General features: G+C 61.1%; 11 protein-coding genes. 6 read left to right on the plus strand and 5 right to left on the minus strand.

Annotated features, from left to right (window positions below; all coding sequences use genetic code 11):
• Position 1: 1 nt before the first annotated feature.
• Complete coding sequence (gene waaF / locus ACQY47_RS12330) at positions 2-1,036, minus strand: lipopolysaccharide heptosyltransferase II (RefSeq protein WP_017138516.1); 1,035 nt, start codon at positions 1,034-1,036, stop codon at positions 2-4.
• 229 nt (positions 1,037-1,265) lie between these two features.
• Positions 1,266-4,205, minus strand: a complete 2,940-nt coding sequence (glnE, locus tag ACQY47_RS12335; RefSeq protein ID WP_017138518.1) for a bifunctional [glutamate--ammonia ligase]-adenylyl-L-tyrosine phosphorylase/[glutamate--ammonia-ligase] adenylyltransferase — start codon at positions 4,203-4,205, stop codon at positions 1,266-1,268.
• Positions 4,206-4,588: 383 nt separating this feature from the next.
• Here glnE and aceE point away from each other — a divergent pair, with 383 nt between their 5' ends.
• The 4 genes from aceE to msrA all read left to right on the plus strand — a co-directional run bounded on the left by aceE (position 4,589) and on the right by msrA (position 12,618).
• The gene (aceE, locus tag ACQY47_RS12340) at positions 4,589-7,234 is read left to right on the plus strand and encodes a pyruvate dehydrogenase (acetyl-transferring), homodimeric type (RefSeq protein WP_428557170.1); all 2,646 of its coding nucleotides are present in this window, start codon (positions 4,589-4,591) and stop codon (positions 7,232-7,234) included.
• A gap of 11 nt (positions 7,235-7,245) precedes the next feature.
• Positions 7,246-8,898, plus strand: a complete 1,653-nt coding sequence (gene aceF / locus ACQY47_RS12345; RefSeq protein WP_428557171.1) for a dihydrolipoyllysine-residue acetyltransferase — start codon at positions 7,246-7,248, stop codon at positions 8,896-8,898.
• 306 nt (positions 8,899-9,204) lie between these two features.
• Entirely contained in the window at positions 9,205-11,898 is a 2,694-nt protein-coding gene (locus tag ACQY47_RS12350) for a putative bifunctional diguanylate cyclase/phosphodiesterase (protein WP_428557172.1), read from the plus strand.
• A gap of 72 nt (positions 11,899-11,970) precedes the next feature.
• Positions 11,971-12,618 carry a peptide-methionine (S)-S-oxide reductase MsrA gene (msrA, locus tag ACQY47_RS12355; RefSeq protein WP_138453027.1) on the plus strand — a complete coding sequence of 216 codons (648 nt, stop codon included), beginning with the start codon at positions 11,971-11,973 and terminating at the stop codon, positions 12,616-12,618.
• A 96-nt stretch (positions 12,619-12,714) separates the two neighbouring features.
• On the opposite strand, the gene ACQY47_RS12360 is transcribed toward msrA, so the two are convergent.
• Positions 12,715-13,551 carry a 23S rRNA (adenine(2030)-N(6))-methyltransferase RlmJ gene (locus tag ACQY47_RS12360; protein ID WP_017138523.1) on the minus strand — a complete coding sequence of 279 codons (837 nt, stop codon included), beginning with the start codon at positions 13,549-13,551 and terminating at the stop codon, positions 12,715-12,717.
• 250 nt (positions 13,552-13,801) lie between these two features.
• Here ACQY47_RS12360 and ACQY47_RS12365 point away from each other — a divergent pair, with 250 nt between their 5' ends.
• Entirely contained in the window at positions 13,802-15,079 is a 1,278-nt protein-coding gene (locus ACQY47_RS12365; RefSeq protein WP_176991743.1) for an O-acetylhomoserine aminocarboxypropyltransferase/cysteine synthase family protein, read from the plus strand.
• On the opposite strand, the gene ACQY47_RS12370 is transcribed toward ACQY47_RS12365, so the two are convergent.
• Positions 15,065-15,790 carry a DUF4123 domain-containing protein gene (locus tag ACQY47_RS12370; RefSeq protein WP_428557173.1) on the minus strand — a complete coding sequence of 242 codons (726 nt, stop codon included), beginning with the start codon at positions 15,788-15,790 and terminating at the stop codon, positions 15,065-15,067. The two genes, ACQY47_RS12365 and ACQY47_RS12370, sit on opposite strands and share 15 nt — an antisense overlap.
• Before the next feature lie 15 nt (positions 15,791-15,805).
• Positions 15,806-17,818 carry a type VI secretion system tip protein VgrG gene (locus ACQY47_RS12375; RefSeq protein ID WP_428557174.1) on the minus strand — a complete coding sequence of 671 codons (2,013 nt, stop codon included), beginning with the start codon at positions 17,816-17,818 and terminating at the stop codon, positions 15,806-15,808.
• A 186-nt stretch (positions 17,819-18,004) separates the two neighbouring features.
• Here ACQY47_RS12375 and ACQY47_RS12380 point away from each other — a divergent pair, with 186 nt between their 5' ends.
• Complete coding sequence (locus tag ACQY47_RS12380) at positions 18,005-18,493, plus strand: DUF2165 family protein (protein WP_099548069.1); 489 nt, start codon at positions 18,005-18,007, stop codon at positions 18,491-18,493.
• Positions 18,494-18,552 lie beyond the last annotated feature (59 nt).

An 18,552-nucleotide genomic window follows, 5' to 3' on the forward strand; every position in this document is an offset into this window, starting at 1 on the left:
ACTAGCGAACCTCGACCGCGGAACCCTGCAACCGCTGCAAGGCTTCATTCACCGGCTGCGGCAGCAACTGACGCATGCAGTTGTAATGGCCAAAACGGCAGGTACGCTCAAAGCACGGGCTGCAATCCAGGCCCAGGCGCACCACCTCAACCTTGTCGGCCAAAGGCGGGGTAAAACCGGGCGACGTCGAGCCATACACCGCCACCAAGGGGCGGTTAAGCGCCGCCGCCACGTGCATCAGGCCGGAGTCGTTGGACACCACTGAGTCCGCGCAGGAGAGTAAATCGATAGCCTCGGCCAGCGACGTGTCGCCACTGAGGTTCACCGCTTCTTCACGCAGGCCGGGGATCAGGCGCTGGCGAATGTCTTCGCCGACCGGGTGATCCTTCTTCGAACCAAACAGCCACACCTGCCAGCCTTCGCGAATCTTCATCTCGGCGACTTTGGCGTAATGCTCCGACGGCCAGCGCTTGGACTCGCCAAACTCGGCGCCGGGGCACAGCGCCAGCACTGGACGGTCAAGCGCCAGGCCGAACTTGGCCAGCGCCGCGTCACGGCTCACCGGATCGATCTGCAGGCTCGGGCGCGGGTACGGCGTGGGCAACTCGGCGCCGGGCTCGTAGGCCAGCGCCATGAAACGTTCGATCATCAGCGGGTAGCGCGCCTTGTCGAGGGTGCGCACGTCATTAAGCAACACGTAGCGAAACTCGCCGCGCCAGCCGGTACGTTTAGGGATGCCGGCAAAGTACGGCACCAACGCCGACTTGAGCGAGTTGGGCAGCAAAATCGCCTGGTCGTACTGGCCGACCATGGATTTACCGATGCGTCGGCGCGTCGCCAATTCAAGGGCGCCATGGCCGAGCGGGAAGCTCAAGGCCGTGCGCACTTCGGGCATGCGCTCAAGGATCGGCCGGCTCCACTCAGGGGCGAGCACGTCGATTTGGCAGTCGGGATGACGTTGCTTGAGGCACTGGAACAGTGTCTGCGCCATTACCATGTCACCGACCCAACTAGGCCCAACGATCAGAATATTCATGTAGTTTCCACAAACGATGCGGGGAGGCTTATGCCTCCCCGCATCGTTATTTACTGTAGGTCACGGTAGCCACTTTGTGTCAGAGCTGGCCTGTGTGGGAGCTGGCTTGCCTGCGAAGGCATCAACTCGGTATCACTGATAAACCGAGGCGTCTGCATCGCGGGCAAGCCCGGCTCCCACACAAAGCTGTGTGTCCACATTAGATTGGCATCCCACATTTAATCGAGTTTCAGCTTAACCCCAGTTCATTCCAGATTCGCATCACCTGGCGCCGTTCGTCGGCGAACTGATCCCCGGCTACCGTGCCGGCCTCGTTTTGCAAGGCCTGGCGGTGCGCGGCGGAACGGTAGGCCTTATACACCTCACGCAGCAGATGGGCATCGGCGGCGGGCATTAGCCCGACCTGCTCCAGGCCTTCCAGAATGCGGATATTGTCGGTATAGCGCAGCAACGATGGATGTTGCGCAGACCACGCCAAAGCCGCGTATTGCACCATAAATTCAATATCGACGATACCACCGGCGTCTTGCTTGAGGTCGAACACGGTCGTCGGCTCGAAGGCGTTCGCCCCCGTCCCGGCAGCCGTCGCCTTGGTGCCCAGGTTATCGCGCATCTTGGCGCGCATCTCGCTGACCTCCTGGCGCAGCTTCGCCAAGTCACGTTCACGCCCCAGTACGTTAGCGCGTACCTGCTCGAACGCATGGCCCACATCCTGACTGCCCACCAATACCCGCGCGCGGATCAGGGCCTGATGTTCCCAAGTCCAGGCTTCATTTTCCTGGTAGCGCTCAAACGCCCCCAACGAGCTGACCAGCAAACCGGAGGCGCCGGAAGGTCGCAGGCGCATGTCCACTTCATACAATTGGCCGGAGTTGGTCTGGGTGGTGAGCAGGTGAATGATCCGCTGGCCCAGACGCGTAAAGAACTGCGCGCCGTCGATGGGTTTGGCGCCATCGGTCTCGGCCTGGGGATCTCCGTCGTGGATGAACACCAGGTCAAGGTCCGAGCCATGCCCCAGCTCGATGCCGCCGACTTTCCCGTAACCCACAATGATGAACCCCGGGTCGCACAGGCTGCCGTCCACGCGCTGCGGTGAGCCATGACGGGCGACCGTCTGGCGCCAGGCCAGGGCCAGCACTTGTTCGAGGATAGCTTCGGCGAGCCAGGTCAAATAGTCGCTGACCTTCATCAACGGCAGGCTGCCGGCGATTTCCGAAGCGGCTACACGCAGGCGGTGGGCCAGTTTGAAGTGACGCAAGGCCTCCATCTGTTGTTCAAGGTCATCTTCGGGGATGCGTGTGAGGCGCTCACGCAGCTCAGCGGCGAGCTCCGGCGCCAAAGGTGGCTTGAACAGGCGGCCTTCGTTGAGCAACTCATCGAGCAGCAGCGGGAAGCGCGTGATTTGCTCGGCAATCCACGGGCTGGCGGCGCACAGCGTCAACAAGCGGCGCAGGGCGTCGGGGTTTTCGGTCAGCAGCACCAGGTAAGCAGAACGTCGCGCCACAGCCTCCACCAGCGGCAGCACGCGCTCGAGCACCAGATCCGGGTTGGCGTGCTCGACGGCCTGGGCCAGCAGGCGCGGGATAAAGGCGTCGAGCCGCTCGCGACCGAGGCGCTGCATGGCGCGCAACTGCGGGCTGCCACGCAGGCCAGCCAGGGCTTTGAGGGCTTTGGACGCGTCAGTAAAACCACCCTCGGCCAGTTGGCGACAAGCGGCGTCTTCGTCCTGGGACTCTTCCCACAACGGTAACCACTCCCCGCCCACCACCAGCTCGCTTTCTTCGCCTTCTTCTTCGTCAGGATCAGCAATCACCTGACGGAAGTGCCAGTCCACCCGGCCACGCCAATACATCAGGCGCTCATGGAACGCGGCCCAGTCGACAAAGCCCAGCATAAAGGCAATGCGCGCCTGATCTTCGGGGCTGTCCGGCAGCATTTGCGTCTGACGGTCGGCAATCGCCTGGATCGCGTGCTCGGTATAGCGCAGGAATTCATAGCCATTGCGCAGTTCGGCGATCACTGCAGGCGGCAAGTAGCCCTGGCCTTCCAGCGTGCCGAGCACCATGAGCAACGGCCGCTGTTGCAGGCTCAGGTCGCGACCACCGTGGATCAACTGGAACGCCTGGGCGATAAACTCCACCTCGCGGATGCCGCCCGAGCCCAGCTTGATATTCTCGGCCATGCCCTTGCGCCGCACTTCCTGCTGGATCAGCTGTTTCATGGTGCGCAATGCTTCAATCGCAGAAAAATCCAGGTAACGGCGGTAAACGAACGGGCGCAGCATATCCAGCAATTGCGCGCCGGCCACCTGGTCGCCGGCCACCACGCGCGCCTTGATCATGGCGTAGCGTTCCCAGTCGCGGCCCTGATCCTGGTAGTACTGCTCCAGCGCATTGAAGCTGAGCACCAACGCACCGGCCGAACCATAGGGCCGCAGGCGCATGTCGACACGGAACACAAAACCATCGACCGTCATGGGGTCGAGCGCCTTGATCAGTTTTTGACCAAGTCGAATGAAAAACTCCTGGTTGTCCAGCGCGCGCTTCACGCCCACCGTCTCGCCGCCTTCGGGGTAAGCGAAGATCAGGTCGATGTCCGATGACAGGTTCAACTCCACCGCGCCGAGCTTGCCCATGCCGAGGATGACCATGTGCTGGGCTTCGCCGCTGCGCCGGCCAGTGGGCGTGCCGAACTGTACGCAGTGGCGCTGGTACAGCCACTGGTAAGCCTGGTCGATGCTGGCGTCGGCCATGTCGGAAAGGTCGCGACAGGTTTGCACCAGGTCCGCCTGTCGGGTCAGGTCGCGCCAGATAATGCGCACTTGCTGACGCGTGCGTTGGCGGCGCAGCACCCGGCCCAACTCATCTTCTGTTTCGGCCTGTTGCACGGCACCGGCGATCTGACTGCACAGCTCACCGGGCGCAAAGCCGCGGTCCAGCTCGCCCCAGGCCACCAGTTCAAGCAACATCAAAGGGTCACGAACACTCTGTTCAATGACGAAATCACTGGCGGCGCACACCCGGGCAAAGTCGGCCCACCGTTGCGGCGTCCACGCAGAAAGTCCATGATCGGCGTCCAGCGCGGCCACTGCGTCACGAAATGACTGCTCGGCCCGCTGGGCAAAAGGCAAGAGAATGGCCGGCAGTTCGGCCAGCGTTGGAAGGCTCATGGTCTATCCTTGATCGGCGCGCGAAAGGCATGTGGTTGTGAAGGCAAGAACCACGCTTGGTGAAGGACTGTCGAACAAAGGTTAGAAATAGCTGAAATTAATTTCATCTTGGCAGCCAGCATCAAACTTTCACCTTTTCTTGTTCGCAAATGATCAACAATAACGATTATGCTCACCAGCCAGACCGAGCCATACGCTCAGTCTTGTGTAGTTTTACTACTCGTATATACATTCGAAAGGCTGAAATGGCCGACGATTTGTAGTAAAACTACAGGACGCCGAAGCAACCTTCGGCCATCCAAGAATTTATGTCGTCTGCCCACAAGGCCAGTCGCAAACTTCAGGCAACCGATTCTGGTAGCCTTTCCGCCCTGGAGCAAGCCATGCAAGACCTCGATCCCATCGAAACCCAGGAATGGCTGGACGCCCTGGAATCGGTTCTCGACAAAGAAGGCGAAGACCGTGCTCATTATTTGATGACCCGTATGGGCGAACTCGCGACCCGCAGCGGCTCGCAATTGCCTTACGCCATCACCACGCCATACCGCAACACCATCCCCGTTACCCACGAAGCACGCATGCCTGGCGACCTGTTCATGGAACGCCGCATTCGCTCGCTGGTACGTTGGAACGCCATGGCGATGGTAATGCGCACGAACTTGAAAGATTCTGACCTGGGCGGTCACATCTCCAGCTTCGCTTCCAGCGCAACCCTCTATGACATCGGCTTCAACTACTTCTTCCAGGCCCCGACCGACGAACACGGCGGCGACCTGATCTACTTCCAGGGCCACACGTCGCCAGGCGTCTATGCCCGTGCGTTCATGGAAGGCCGCATCACCGAAGAACACATGAACAACTTCCGCCAGGAAGTGGACGGTAACGGCCTGTCGTCGTACCCGCACCCTTGGCTGATGCCTGATTTCTGGCAGTTCCCGACAGTATCCATGGGCCTTGGCCCGATCCAGGCGATCTACCAGGCACGCTTCATGAAGTACCTGGAAGCCCGTGGTTTCATCCCTGAAGGCAAGCAGAAAGTCTGGTGCTTCCTGGGCGACGGCGAGTGTGACGAGCCGGAATCCCTGGGCGCTATCTCCCTGGCTGGCCGCGAGAAGCTCGACAACCTGATCTTCGTCATCAACTGCAACCTGCAGCGCCTCGACGGCCCGGTTCGCGGCAACGGCAAGATCATCCAGGAACTCGAAGGCGTGTTCCGCGGTGCTCAGTGGAACGTGACCAAAGTCATCTGGGGCCGTTTCTGGGACCCACTGCTGGCCAAGGACGTCGACGGTATCCTGCAACGTCGCATGGACGAAGTCATCGACGGCGAGTACCAGAACTACAAAGCCAAAGACGGCGCGTTCGTACGTGAACACTTCTTCAACACGCCTGAACTCAAGGCAATGGTTGCAGACCTGTCCGACGACGAGATCTGGAAACTCAACCGTGGCGGCCACGACCCGTACAAGGTCTACGCGGCGTACCACGAAGCGGTCAACCACAAAGAACAACCTACCGTCATCCTGGCCAAGACCATCAAAGGTTATGGCACCGGTGCCGGCGAAGCGAAGAACACTGCGCACAACACCAAGAAAGTTGATGTTGAAAGCCTGAAGCTGTTCCGCGATCGCTTCGACATCCCGGTCAAGGATGAAGAGCTGGAAAACCTGCCGTTCTTCAAGCCGGAGCCAAACAGCGCCGAAGCCCGCTACCTCAGCGAGCGTCGCACTGCACTGGGCGGTTTCGTGCCACAGCGCCGCGCCAAGTCTTTCGACATCCCGACTCCGCCACTCGATACCCTCAAGGCTATCCTGGACGGCTCGGGCGACCGTGAAATCTCCACCACCATGGCTTTCGTGCGCATCCTGGCGCAGCTGGTCAAGGACAAGGAAATCGGTTCGCGTATCGTCCCGATCATCCCGGACGAAGCCCGTACCTTCGGTATGGAAGGCATGTTCCGTCAGTTGGGCATCTACTCCTCCGTCGGCCAGCTCTACGAGCCAGTCGATAAAGACCAGGTGATGTTCTACAAGGAAGACAAGAAGGGCCAGATCCTCGAAGAAGGCATCAACGAAGCGGGCGCCATGAGCTCCTTCATCGCTGCCGGTACTTCGTACTCCAGCCACAACCAGCCGATGCTGCCGTTCTACATCTTCTACTCGATGTTCGGCTTCCAGCGTATCGGCGACCTGGCGTGGGCAGCAGGCGACAGCCGTACCCGTGGCTTCCTGATCGGCGGCACCGCCGGCCGGACCACGCTGAACGGCGAAGGCCTGCAACACGAAGACGGTCACAGCCACATCCTGGCTGCCACCATCCCGAACTGCCGCACCTTTGATCCAACCTACGGCTATGAGCTGGCGGTGATCATCCAGGACGGCATGAAGAAGATGACCGAAGAGCAGCAGGACGTTTTCTACTACATCACTGTGATGAACGAGTCCTACCAGCAACCTGCCATGCCGGCTGGTGTTGAGGAAGGCATCATCAAGGGCATGTACCTGCTCGAAGAAGACACCAAGGAAGCGGCGCACCACGTGCAGCTGATGGGCTCCGGCACCATCCTGCGTGAAGTGCGTGAAGCGGCGAAGATCCTGCGTGAAGAGTTCAACGTCGGCGCTGACGTGTGGAGCGTTACCAGCTTCAACGAACTGCGTCGCGACGGCCTGGCAGTCGAGCGCAACAACCGCCTGCACCCAGGTCAGAAACCAGCCAAGAGCTACGTCGAAGAGTGCCTGGCCGGCCGTAAAGGTCCAGTCATTGCCTCTACCGACTACATGAAGCTGTTTGCTGAACAGATTCGCCAGTGGGTCCCGTCCAAGGAATTCAAAGTCCTGGGCACCGACGGTTTCGGCCGCAGTGACAGCCGCAAAAAGCTGCGTCACTTCTTCGAAGTTGACCGTCACTTCGTGGTGTTGGCAGCCCTGGAAGCCTTGGCTGACCGTGGTGAGATCGAACCTAAGGTGGTGGCTGACGCTATCGTCAAGTTCGGGATCAACCCGGAAAAACGCAACCCACTGGACTGCTGAGGAGATTTTTTGTGAGCGAACTCATTCGCGTACCTGACATCGGCAGCGGTGAAGGTGAAGTAATCGAGCTGTTTGTGAAGGTCGGCGACACCGTCGAAGCCGACCAGAGCATCCTGACCCTGGAGTCGGACAAGGCGAGCATGGAAATCCCTGCTCCCAAGGCCGGCGTGGTCAAGAGCCTGAAAGTGAAGCTGGGCGACCGCCTGAAAGAAGGCGACGAACTGCTGGAACTGGAAATCGAAGGTGCCGCTGATGCGGCCCCTGCGCCAGCCCCGGCTGCCGCTGCTGCACCCGCACCTGCCGCTGAAAAACCTGCTGCTGCCGAGGCCCCTGCGGCCCCGGCTGCTGCTCCGGCCGCTGCCACTGTTCAGGACATTCATGTTCCGGACATCGGCTCGTCGGGCAAGGCCAAGATCATCGAGCTGCTGGTCAAGGTCGGCGACACCGTCGAAGCCGACCAGTCGCTGATCACCCTGGAGTCCGACAAGGCCTCCATGGAAATCCCATCGCCGGCTGCCGGCGTGGTGGAAAGCATCGCGGTCAAGCTGGAAGACGAAGTCGGCACTGGCGACTTCATCCTCAAGCTCAAAGTACAAGGCGCTGCACCTGCTGCAGCTGCGCCAGCACCGGCTGCTGCTCCGTCTGCCAAGGCTGAAGCTGCTCCGGCGGCTGCCGCTCCTGCACCTGCTGCAAAAGCCGAGGCCGCACCGGCTCCGGCGGCTGCGCCTGCACCTGCGCCAAGCGGTGCCAAGGTTCACGCCGGCCCTGCCGTGCGTCAGCTGGCCCGTGAGTTCGGCGTTGAGCTCAACGCTGTGTCGGCCACCGGCCCGCACGGTCGTGTGCTCAAAGAAGACGTGCAGGTGTACGTCAAAGCCATGATGCAGAAAGCCAAGGAAGCTCCGGCTGCCGGCGCTGCTACGGGCGGCTCGGGCATTCCACCGATCCCGGTCGTGGACTTCAGCCGCTTCGGCGAAACCGAAGAAGTGCCGATGACCCGCCTGATGCAAATCGGCGCGTCGAGCCTGCACCGCAGCTGGCTGAACATCCCGCACGTGACTCAGTTCGACCAGGCCGATATCACCGACCTGGAAGCGTTCCGCGTTGCGCAGAAAGCCGTGGCCGAAAAAGCCGGTGTGAAACTGACCGTGCTGCCACTGTTGCTCAAGGCGTGCGCGCACCTGCTCAAGGAGCTGCCGGACTTCAACAGTTCGCTGGCACCAAGCGGCAAGGCGATCATTCGCAAGAAGTACGTGAACGTAGGTTTCGCGGTGGATACCCCGGACGGCCTGCTGGTTCCTGTGATCAAGAACGTTGATCAGAAGAGCCTGCTGCAACTCGCCGCTGAAGCTGCTGCGCTGGCTGCCAAGGCCCGCGACAAGAAGCTCACCGCCGATGACATGCAAGGCGCTTGCTTCACGATCTCCAGCCTCGGTCACATTGGCGGTACTGGCTTCACGCCAATCGTCAACGCGCCGGAAGTGGCGATCCTGGGTGTGTCCAAGGCCACTATCCAGCCTGTGTGGGACGGTAAAGCGTTCCAGCCGAAGCTGATGCTGCCGCTGTCGTTGTCCTACGATCACCGTGTGATCAACGGCGCTGCTGCTGCCCGCTTCACGCAGCGTCTGAGCCAACTGCTCAACGACATCCGCACCATCTTGCTATAAGCCACAAACGGGCCTCCCTGTCACCGGGGAGGCCTGGCACTACCGATTTCCGAGCGCCACGCTCGTACCTCAACCCCGCCACTTGGCGGGGCTTTTTTTGGGTGTCTGTTGAACACGCAAAACAGGTTTGTACACCTTCCATCACCCCGATTGCAGAAATCCCCCACGCGGCCGATAACAGGGTTATAGCACTTAGCCTTCATCCTCTCTTGTCAGTGCGTGCTGCATGATGCAACCTTGCCGCAGGTGACAGTAAAGAGGGCGTGAGCCCGGCGCCGTGCGCATCTTCCCAAGCGAGTTTCCCCCATGAAAAGCCAACCCGATGTCGCCCGTATGGCGGCCGAGGTAGTGACGCAATTACCGGTGCCTTCGCGCCTCGGTATGCTGCGTTTCGAGCGGCTTAATGAGGCAAGCTGGGCGCTGCTGTACCTGGACCCCAATTGCGAGCGCCAATTCGGCCTGCCGGCGGTGGAACTGTGCGCCTTGATCGGCACCCCTTACGCCAGCCTGATGGAACCCCAGGCGCGCTATCAACTGCACGACACCATCCAGCAGCAGTTGGCCCATAGCCCGCATTACCTGGTGCGCTACACCCTGCACACCAACGATGGGCCATTGAGCCTGCTGGAGATGGGCGAGGCGTATAAACAACACAATCGCCACCTGTTGCGCGGCTACCTGATGGTGGTCGACGGCCTGTTCAGCGAAATCCCCACCGCCGCCCCGACCGCCGACCTGGAAAACCAGAACAGCCGCCTGCAGATTGCCCTGGAACTCAACCAGCGTGCCCAGCAGGAACAGCTGCAGCACCTTGAACGGGTACGCGCCCAACAGGAGCTGATCCTGCTGCTGGCGCGCCAGCGCTACACCACGCCGAATTCGCTGCAAGAAGCCGCCGAGCTGATCACCCGCAGTGCCTGCGATATCTACCAGATCGACTGCGCCAGCATCTGGAACCTCGAAGGCCAGCGCCTGGTGCCGATCTCGGCCTACCACCGCGAAGACCAGCAGCACCACTTGCCCGAAGCGATTGACGCCAGCAACTTCCCGGATTACCTGGAAGCCCTGCATTCGAGCCGTGCCATCGACGCCACCCACGCGATGCGTGACCCGCGCACCCGGGAAATGGCCGAGAGCCTGCGCGCCAAGGACGTCCACGCCATGCTCGACGCCAGCATCCGCGTAGATGGCCAGGTCGTCGGTGTGTTGTGCCTGGAGCAAAGTGGCAGCTCGCGTGCCTGGCAGTCGGATGAGATCGCCTTTGCCGGCGAGCTGGCGGACCAGTTCGCGCAAGTGATCAATAACCACAACCGCCGCACCGCCACCAGCGCCTTGCACCTGTTCCAGCGCGCGGTGGAACAAAGCGCCAACGCCTTTCTGCTGGTCAATTGCGACGGCGTGGTGGAGTACGTCAACCCAAGCTTTACCGCGATCACCCAGTACAGTGCCGAAGAAGTCCACGGCCACCGCCTGGCGCAGTTGCCGGCCCTGGAAAACCTCAGCGAACTGCTGTTCGACGCGCCGTCGAGCCTGGCCAAGAGCAACAGCTGGCAGGGTGAATTCAAGAGCCGGCGCAAAAACCTGGAACCCTATTGGGGCCAGCTGTCGATCTCCAAGGTGTATGGCGACAACCGTGAGTTGACCCACTACATCGGCATCTACGAAGACATCACCCAGACCAAGCTCGCGCAGCAGCGTATCGAGCGCCTGGCCTACACCGATAACCTGACCAACCTGGGCAACCGCCCGGCGTTTATCCGCAACCTTGATGAACGCTTCGCCCGCGACAGCGACAGCCCGATCAGCCTGCTGCTGGTGGACATCGACAACTTCAAGCGCATCAACGACAGCCTCGGTCACCAGACCGGTGACAAACTGCTGATCAGCCTGGCCCGGCGCCTGCGCAACAGCCTGAGTGCCGGTGGCAGCCTGGCGCGTTTTGCCAGTAACGAGTTTGCGGTGTTGCTGGACGACACCGACCTTGAGACCGGCCAACAGGTGGCCAGCCAATTGCTGACCACCCTCGACAAGCCGATGTTTGTCGACAACCAGTTGATCAGCGTCACCGGCTCCGTGGGCCTGGCCTGTGCACCGCTGCACGGCCGCGACCCGCAGACCCTGATGCGTAACGCCGGTTTGGCCCTGCACAAGGCCAAGGCCAACGGCAAACATCAGGTGCAGGTCTTCACCGAGGCCCTGAACGCCGAGGCCAGTTACAAGCTGTTCGTGGAAAACAACCTGCGCCGCGCCCTGACCCAAAACGAGCTGGACGTGTTCTACCAGCCCAAACTGTGCCTGCACAGCGGCCGCTTGCTGGGCATGGAAGCGCTGCTGCGCTGGAATCACCCGGAAAAGGGCATGATCCGCCCGGACCAGTTCATCAGCGTGGCCGAAGAAACCGGGTTGATCATCCCCATCGGCAAATGGATCGCGCGCCAGGCCTGCCGCATGAGCAAGCAGTTGAGCGCAGGCGGCATGGGCAATCTGCAGGTGGCGATCAACCTGTCGCCCAAGCAGTTCTCCGACCCGGACCTGGTGGCGTCGATCGCCACCATCCTCAAGGAAGAACAACTGCCGGCCAACCTGCTGGAGCTGGAGTTGACCGAAGGTTTGCTGCTCGAAGCCACCGAAGACACGCGCCTTCAACTCGACCAGCTCAAGAGCTTCGGCCTGACCCTGGCCATGGACGACTTCGGCACTGGCTACTCGTCGCTGAGCTACCTGAAAAAATTCCCCATCGACATCATCAAGATCGATCGCAGCTTTATCCACGAAATCCCGGACAACCAGGACGACATGGAGATCACCTCGGCGGTCATCGCCATGGCCCATAACCTCAAGCTCAAGGTAGTGGCCGAGGGCATCGAGACGGCCGAACAGCTGGCGTTCCTGCGCCGCCATCGCTGCGATGTGGGCCAGGGCTACCTGTTCGACCGGCCGATCCCCGGCGCAGAGCTGTTGGAAAAGCTTAAACGCTATCCGCGCGGGCCAATCGCCTGACAGCGCTGTAACACTCGGGCACACTGGCTGTCTGTCTTAATACATAACTCAATCTGACTGAGAGGACTGATCATGGTCTTGCGCTCGGAAATTCTGGTGAACAAAAACGTGCTGCCGACTCAAGAACAAGCTTTGCCTGGCCGTGAAACGCCGATGAACCTGCCCGAAACCCACTTCGTCAACGGCAACCCGCTGCTTGGCCCCTTTGTCGACAACGTAGAGTTCGCGATCTTCGGCCTCGGTTGCTTCTGGGGTGCCGAACGGCGGTTCTGGCAGCGCGACGGCGTGGTCAGCACCGTGGTCGGTTACGCCGGTGGCTACACGCCGAACCCGACCTACGAAGAAGTCTGCTCGGGCCTGACCGGCCACAGCGAGGTGGTACTGGTTGTGTTTGACCAGGACAAGATCAGCTATGAAGAACTGCTGAAAATGTTCTGGGAGTTGCACAACCCCACCCAGGGCATGCGCCAGGGCAACGACATCGGCACCCAATACCGTTCGGTGATCTACGCGGTGAAACCTGAGCATCTGGAAGCGGCCAAGGCCAGCGCCGACGCCTATCAGGCTGAATTGAACAAGGCGGGCCTGGGTGTGATCACGACTGAAATCGAAGAAGCCCCGACGGTGTATTTCGCCGAGGCGTACCACCAGCAGTACCTGGCGAAGAATCCGCAAGGCTATTGCGGCATCGGCGGTACCGGCGTGACCTGCCCTATCTGACGCCAAAAGCATCGCGGGCAAGCCCGCTCCCACCTTGGAATGCATTCCAAATGTGGGAGCGGGCTTGCCCGCGATAGCGTTCCGACAGGCGACTCATTACTCAGCGATGAGCCAATCCATCTGCCACCCACCCTGGGTTTGGCCAAGTTTCTTGGACAGCCACGGCAGCAGCTCACGCAGTTCCTCCTCCAGCCCCCACGGCGGGTTGGCAATCGCCAGGCCCGAGCCGGTCAGGGTGTTGGGCGTGTCCAGCGGATGCACCAGCAATTCCACACGCAGCAGCTTCGGTGCGCCGGTGCCGGCCAGGTCCTGATAGAAACGCCGCAGCATGCGCTGGTCCTTCACCGGGTACCAGATTGCCGCGACGGTCTGGCGCATGCGGCTGACCGCTTCCTTGAGGGACGCTGCGCAGCGCTGCATCTCATCAAGCTGTTCAAACGGCGGATCAATCAGCATCAACGCGCGTTTTTCCGGCACTGGCAGCAAAGCACGTGGCACATGCCAGCCTTCGCCCAAGTGCACTTTGACCCGGCGATCGCCTTTCATGTTGTCCTTGAGCAGCACGCCGTCTTCCGGGTGCTTCTCATTGAGCAATACACGGTCCTGGGGCCGCGTGAGGCGGCGCGCCAGCTCCGGCGAGCCTGGGTAGTAGCGCAGTTGGCCGTCCGGGTTCATCTCGTGCAGCACACGCATGTAGTCGGCGGTGAGTGGCGGCAGGTCGCTTTCGCCCCACAGGCGCGCAATGCCTTCCAGGTATTCGCCGGTGCGGTTGGCCTGGTCGCCCTGCAAGTCGTACAGGCCAATCCCGGCGTGGGTGTCGAGGTAGGCGAACGGCTGCTCCTTGCGCGACATCAGGGCGATGAGGCGGGTCAAGGTCAGGTGTTTGAAGACATCGGCGTGGTTGCCGGCGTGAAAGGCGTGACGATAATTCATGGTTGCTCCTGCGCAGGGGGCGAAGTTTACCTTCTACGGCGGCAAAGGTGCAGGGCTGCGTGTCGGGCGGTGCTTATGTCGCAAAGGCAGGCGCACTGCCGAAAACAATCTATGGCTGCTGTGGGAGCTGGCTTGCCTGCGATGGCATCACCGCGGTATTACCCGTACACCGCGGTGCTGGCATCGCAGGCAAGCCAGCCCCCACATTGCTTGGGGGCAACCCTGGAATCCAAGGAGGTCAACCCGCATCATGAAAGACGCCACCATTGCATTGCACCACGGCTTCAAGTCGGACCCGACCACCAAGGCCGTCGCCGTGCCGATCTACCAGAACGTCGCCTTCGAGTTCGATAATGCCCAGCATGGCGCCGACCTGTTCAATCTGGACGTGCCCGGCAACATCTACACACGCATCATGAACCCCACCAACGACGTGCTGGAGCAGCGCATTGCCGCCCTTGAAGGCGGTATCGCCGCCCTGGCCGTGTCGGCCGGTAGCGCGGCAATCCACTATGCAATCCAGACCCTCACCCGTGCGGGCGACAATATCGTCACCACGCCCCAGCTTTACGGCGGCACCTACACCTTGTTCGCCCACCTGCTGCCAAGCTTTGGCGTCGACGTGCGCTTCGCCCGCGACGACTCTGCCCAGGCCATCGCCGAACTGATCGACGACAACACCAAGCTGGTCTACTGCGAAAGCATCGGCAACCCGGCAGGCAATATTATCGACATTGAAGCCCTGGCCGATGTCGCTCATGCGCGCGGCGTACCGCTGATGGTGGATAACACCGTGGCCACGCCGATCCTGTGCAAGCCGATTCAGTTCGGCGCCGACATCGTGGTGCACTCGGTCACCAAATATGTGGGTGGCCATGGCAACTCCCTGGGCGGTGTGATCGTCGACAGCGGCAGCTTCCCCTGGACCCAATACCCGGAAAAATTCCCCGGTCTCAACCAACCGGAGCCGGCCTACCACGGGGTGGTCTACACGGAAAAGTTCGGCCCCGCCGCCTTCATTGCCCGCGCCCGCACCGTGCCGTTGCGCAACACCGGGGCTGCGCTGGCGCCGATGAATGCATTTCTGTTGCTGCAAGGCCTGGAAACCCTGGCCTTGCGCATGGAGCGCCATACCGAAAACGCGCTGAAGGTTGCGCAATTCCTGCAAGGCCACGCCGAGGTGGAGTGGGTCAGCTACGCCGGGCTGCCGGACCACCCGCACCACGCCTTGGCGCAGAAATACATGCAGGGCAAACCCTCGGCGATCCTGTCATTCGGCTTGAAGGGCGGCTATGACGCGGGCGTGCGTTTCTACGATGCGCTGCAAATCTTCAAGCGGTTGGTGAATATTGGCGATGCCAAATCCCTGGCCTGCCACCCCGCGTCCACCACTCACCGGCAAATGAACGAGCAGGAACAGGCCAAGGCCGGCGTGAAGCCGGAGATGATTCGCCTGTCGGTCGGCATCGAGGCGATTGAAGACCTGATCGAGGACCTGCAGCAGGCCCTGGCTTCAACTCAACTCTGAAGCCAGATAATCCGCCAGCGCTTGAGGGCTGACGTCGGGCCTGCGCGCAAAGTAGGCGACCTTGTGCCGCAAGGTCGCAGGCCTGAACGCGGTGTAGAGGTCCGGGCGCTGTTCTTCGAGCCATTGCAGCAGGTTGCCGATCAGCACCTGCGGCGATTGCTCTGCCAAGTGCGCAAGCAGCGACGCAGGCACTTGCCACCATGGGCTGGCCTTGGCCGCCGTGGCCGGGCCGGTGCTGACGGCCAGCGGCTGGCCATTGATCAGGTAGCGCTGAAACACCGGCAACACGCGCCCGGCCTCATCGCCGAGCTTCTGCAGAATGGGCAGCCACTGAGCGCCATCCCAAAAACGCAAAAACACCGCCTGCTCATCCGGCAACCACACTTTGGTCAGGCCTTGCAGGTGCGCAGCCACCGTCTCCGGTGGGCTGGACGAGACCGCGAGCCAACCCCAGTCCGTTGCCTCGGCGCTGGCGACCCAATCCAGGAAGGCACTGCCCGGCTCAACAATGCCCACATAAGGCATGACGTCGACCCATTCGGCGTAAGCCGTACCGGCCCATATCGAATGCGGCAATTTCCTCGGTGCCAGGGTTTGCCATGCATTAAGCGGCCTGGCTTCGCTGGCGCTGCCCAACACTGCGTAGAGGCGCTCCTCGGGTTGTAGTGGCCACTGTGCGAGCCAGGCGCTGGGAACCATGCACTGAGACATCGGGATAAATTCCATTTAAGGGTGAGAGTGTCCGGGGATATCACACTGGCCGTTCTTGCAGCGCTCACACTCCTCGCAAAACGGCGCACTGCGCTTGAGGCTGGCAACCTGTACACCACTGAGAGGTGCAGCAACAGCCGCTGACAACTTTTCGGTGACACCCGGCATCAACGGCATCGGCACGGCAGCGGGCGCACCGCCAACCTGAATCGGCACACTGCTGAAAATCCCGGCGGCCGACAGGGTGATCGATTGCCCTCCGGCCTGGATTGTCACGCTGGCGCCCGCATCGATGACCACGCTTTGCCCGGCGCCGATCTGGATGGTCCGCCCGGCCCGCACCTGCTGCGAACCACCGATGACCAGATGATCATCCTGTTTAAGCTCCGCGAGGCGATTGCCATGGGTGATGCGCTGTTCTTCACCCAGCAGCTCATGGTGGGATTCGCCGCCCACCTTCACCTGCCGCTGGTTATCGACCTGTACCTGCTGGTCATGCAATACGTGCTGGGTCCAGTCGCGCTGGGCACGCAGGTAAATCTCCTCGGCGCCTTTGCGATCCTCAATGCGCAGCTCGTTGTAACCACCGCCGCCCGGAGTGCTTTGGCTGCGAAAGATGCTGCGGGTCTTTTCCGCCGGCAGGTCAAGGGGCAACAGATTCGCCGCGTTGGGCAGGCAGCCCATCACCAGCGGCATATCCACGTCGCCATTGACGAAGCCCACCAACACCTCCATGCCGACCCGCGGGATCAGCACCGCACCATAACGGTCGTGAGCCCAGCCGCTGGCTACCCGCAGCCAGCAACTGGAGTACTCGTTGTGTTCGCCGTCGCGATCCCAGGCCATCTGCACTTTGACGCGACCGTATTCGTCGCAATGGACCTCAGCGTCGGCAGGCCCGGTGACCACTGCGTTCTGGTAGCCCGATATTTGCGGGCGGGACATGATCAGCGGCGTTCGAAACGGCACATCCCAAGGTGTGACGACAAACTCATTGTGGTAGCCGGGGGAGACGCCATCGTCATAAGTGTCAGGCGCAGATTCCTCAAGGACCTGAGGCTGTTGCCCTGAATGGTACAACCGGGTAACCAACCACAAATTATTCCATTCCGGACGAGGGTGCCCGGTCATCTTCAGGAACTGCCCAGTGGACAAGGCCGGCTGGTCACCACTACCGCTGGCTTGGCGAAAGTCACTGCGATGACGCTCAAGCACCCGTTGCGCCAAGTACTTGCCATGGGCTCGATCAGTGAAGTGCCCAGGGTAGTACTGCTCATTCAGCACAGGCTGTTGCCCGCTGGATGCCGCGCTTTCCAGGACCAGACCGGGCTTTTTGAAATCATAATCGCGCACGCTTACGCCGGTGGTGCGGGTCTCCAACCGCAGGATGAAGTGCTTGATCGCAGGGGCCCCGGCCACCATGGCGGAACCGGCCGAGTAGGGAGTGGCTTGGTCTGGCTGGGTGAACACGCTTTGGTCATCGCCAAACACCAACAGATGGCGTTCGGGGCTGTGCTGGAAGTGATAGTGAATGCCCGACTCCACGCACAAGCGCTGAATGAACGCCAGATCGGTTTCGCCGAACTGTACACAGTACTCACGCTCGGGGTATTGCCCACTCAGCTGAAACGCAAAGGCATCACCCTGGATACCCTGTGCCTCCAGTACCAGCGCAATGATCTGCGGCACGGTTTTTTTCTGAAAGATCCGCTGGTGCGTGCTGTGTTCCAGGTAAGCCAACTGCGGCACCAGGGTGATCTGGTAACGGGTCAGGCGCTTGCCGGAATCGCCTTGCGCCACCCGGTACACCTGGCCATGAACGCCGTGCCCTTGCGCATCAAACCCCAGGAACGCCTGACGGTGCAGGAGGCTATCGAGGTCCAGGTCGGGTTGTTCGCTCACCAACTCAAGGTCAAAACGAAAAGGCAGGCTGATAAATTCATCACCCGAAAACCCTCGAACCTTAAGTTCACTGGGCTGCCCATCAAGGGTCAGGTTAAAGGCACTTTGATTGGCAAGAGCAAACATCCGGTGTCTCTCCGCAAGGGGTGGGCGAGCGATTCTGCACCAGCTTTTCACCCACCAGAGCACACCACGGACAAATCAGTAAGCTCCTACACCCTGGGTGCCGGATTCTTCATGTATCTGGCGTCGAAGGCACGCCAAGGCCGTGCTAGCGTAATAGCTCCTCCTCACCGGATCACTGGAAAAAGCATGGCCACCCGCTACGCAAAAATCATCCTGACCCTGGCCCTCGCCGCCTTCGCCACCCTGGTTGCGTTCAACAACATCACGGACTACGGCTCCAACTTCGCCTTCGTCCAACACGTGTTGAGCATGGACACCACTTTCCCGAACAACGCCGCCATGTATCGGGCAATCACGACGCCGTGGATGTGGCACGCGGCCTACGTGCTGATCATTCTCGGCGAGGCGCTCACCGCGGTACTGCTGGCGCGGGGCGCGCTATCGCTATGGCGCGCGCGGCATGCAGGCGGGAGCGAATTCAACCGCGCCAAGGCAGGTGCAACAGCCGGCCTGACCCTCGGCTTTGTGGTGTGGTTTTTTGGCTTTATGGTGGTCGGCGGTGAGTGGTTTCTGATGTGGCAGTCCCATCAGTGGAACGGCCAGGAAGCGGCATTCAAGTTCTACATGGCGATCCTGGGCGTGCTGATTTTTCTCAATCAGCCGGATGCTGGCTGAACTGACAGCGGGACGCGGAGCGTCCGGGGTGGCATTCCCACGCGGAGCATGGGAACGAT

The sequence above is a fragment of the Pseudomonas edaphica genome (assembly GCF_965277385.1).
Taxonomy (GTDB): domain Bacteria; phylum Pseudomonadota; class Gammaproteobacteria; order Pseudomonadales; family Pseudomonadaceae; genus Aquipseudomonas; species Aquipseudomonas edaphica.

Coding starts and splice junctions, on each gene's coding strand:
- waaF (WP_017138516.1), bottom strand. CDS start 1,036: ATGAATATTCTGATCGTTGGGCCTAGTTGGGTCGGTGACATGGTAATG.
- glnE (WP_017138518.1), bottom strand. CDS start 4,205: ATGAGCCTTCCAACGCTGGCCGAACTGCCGGCCATTCTCTTGCCTTTT.
- aceE (WP_428557170.1), top strand. CDS start 4,589: ATGCAAGACCTCGATCCCATCGAAACCCAGGAATGGCTGGACGCCCTG.
- ACQY47_RS12350 (WP_428557172.1), top strand. CDS start 9,205: ATGAAAAGCCAACCCGATGTCGCCCGTATGGCGGCCGAGGTAGTGACG.
- msrA (WP_138453027.1), top strand. CDS start 11,971: ATGGTCTTGCGCTCGGAAATTCTGGTGAACAAAAACGTGCTGCCGACT.
- ACQY47_RS12360 (WP_017138523.1), bottom strand. CDS start 13,551: ATGAATTATCGTCACGCCTTTCACGCCGGCAACCACGCCGATGTCTTC.
- ACQY47_RS12365 (WP_176991743.1), top strand. CDS start 13,802: ATGAAAGACGCCACCATTGCATTGCACCACGGCTTCAAGTCGGACCCG.
- ACQY47_RS12370 (WP_428557173.1), bottom strand. CDS start 15,790: ATGTCTCAGTGCATGGTTCCCAGCGCCTGGCTCGCACAGTGGCCACTA.
- ACQY47_RS12375 (WP_428557174.1), bottom strand. CDS start 17,818: ATGTTTGCTCTTGCCAATCAAAGTGCCTTTAACCTGACCCTTGATGGG.
- ACQY47_RS12380 (WP_099548069.1), top strand. CDS start 18,005: ATGGCCACCCGCTACGCAAAAATCATCCTGACCCTGGCCCTCGCCGCC.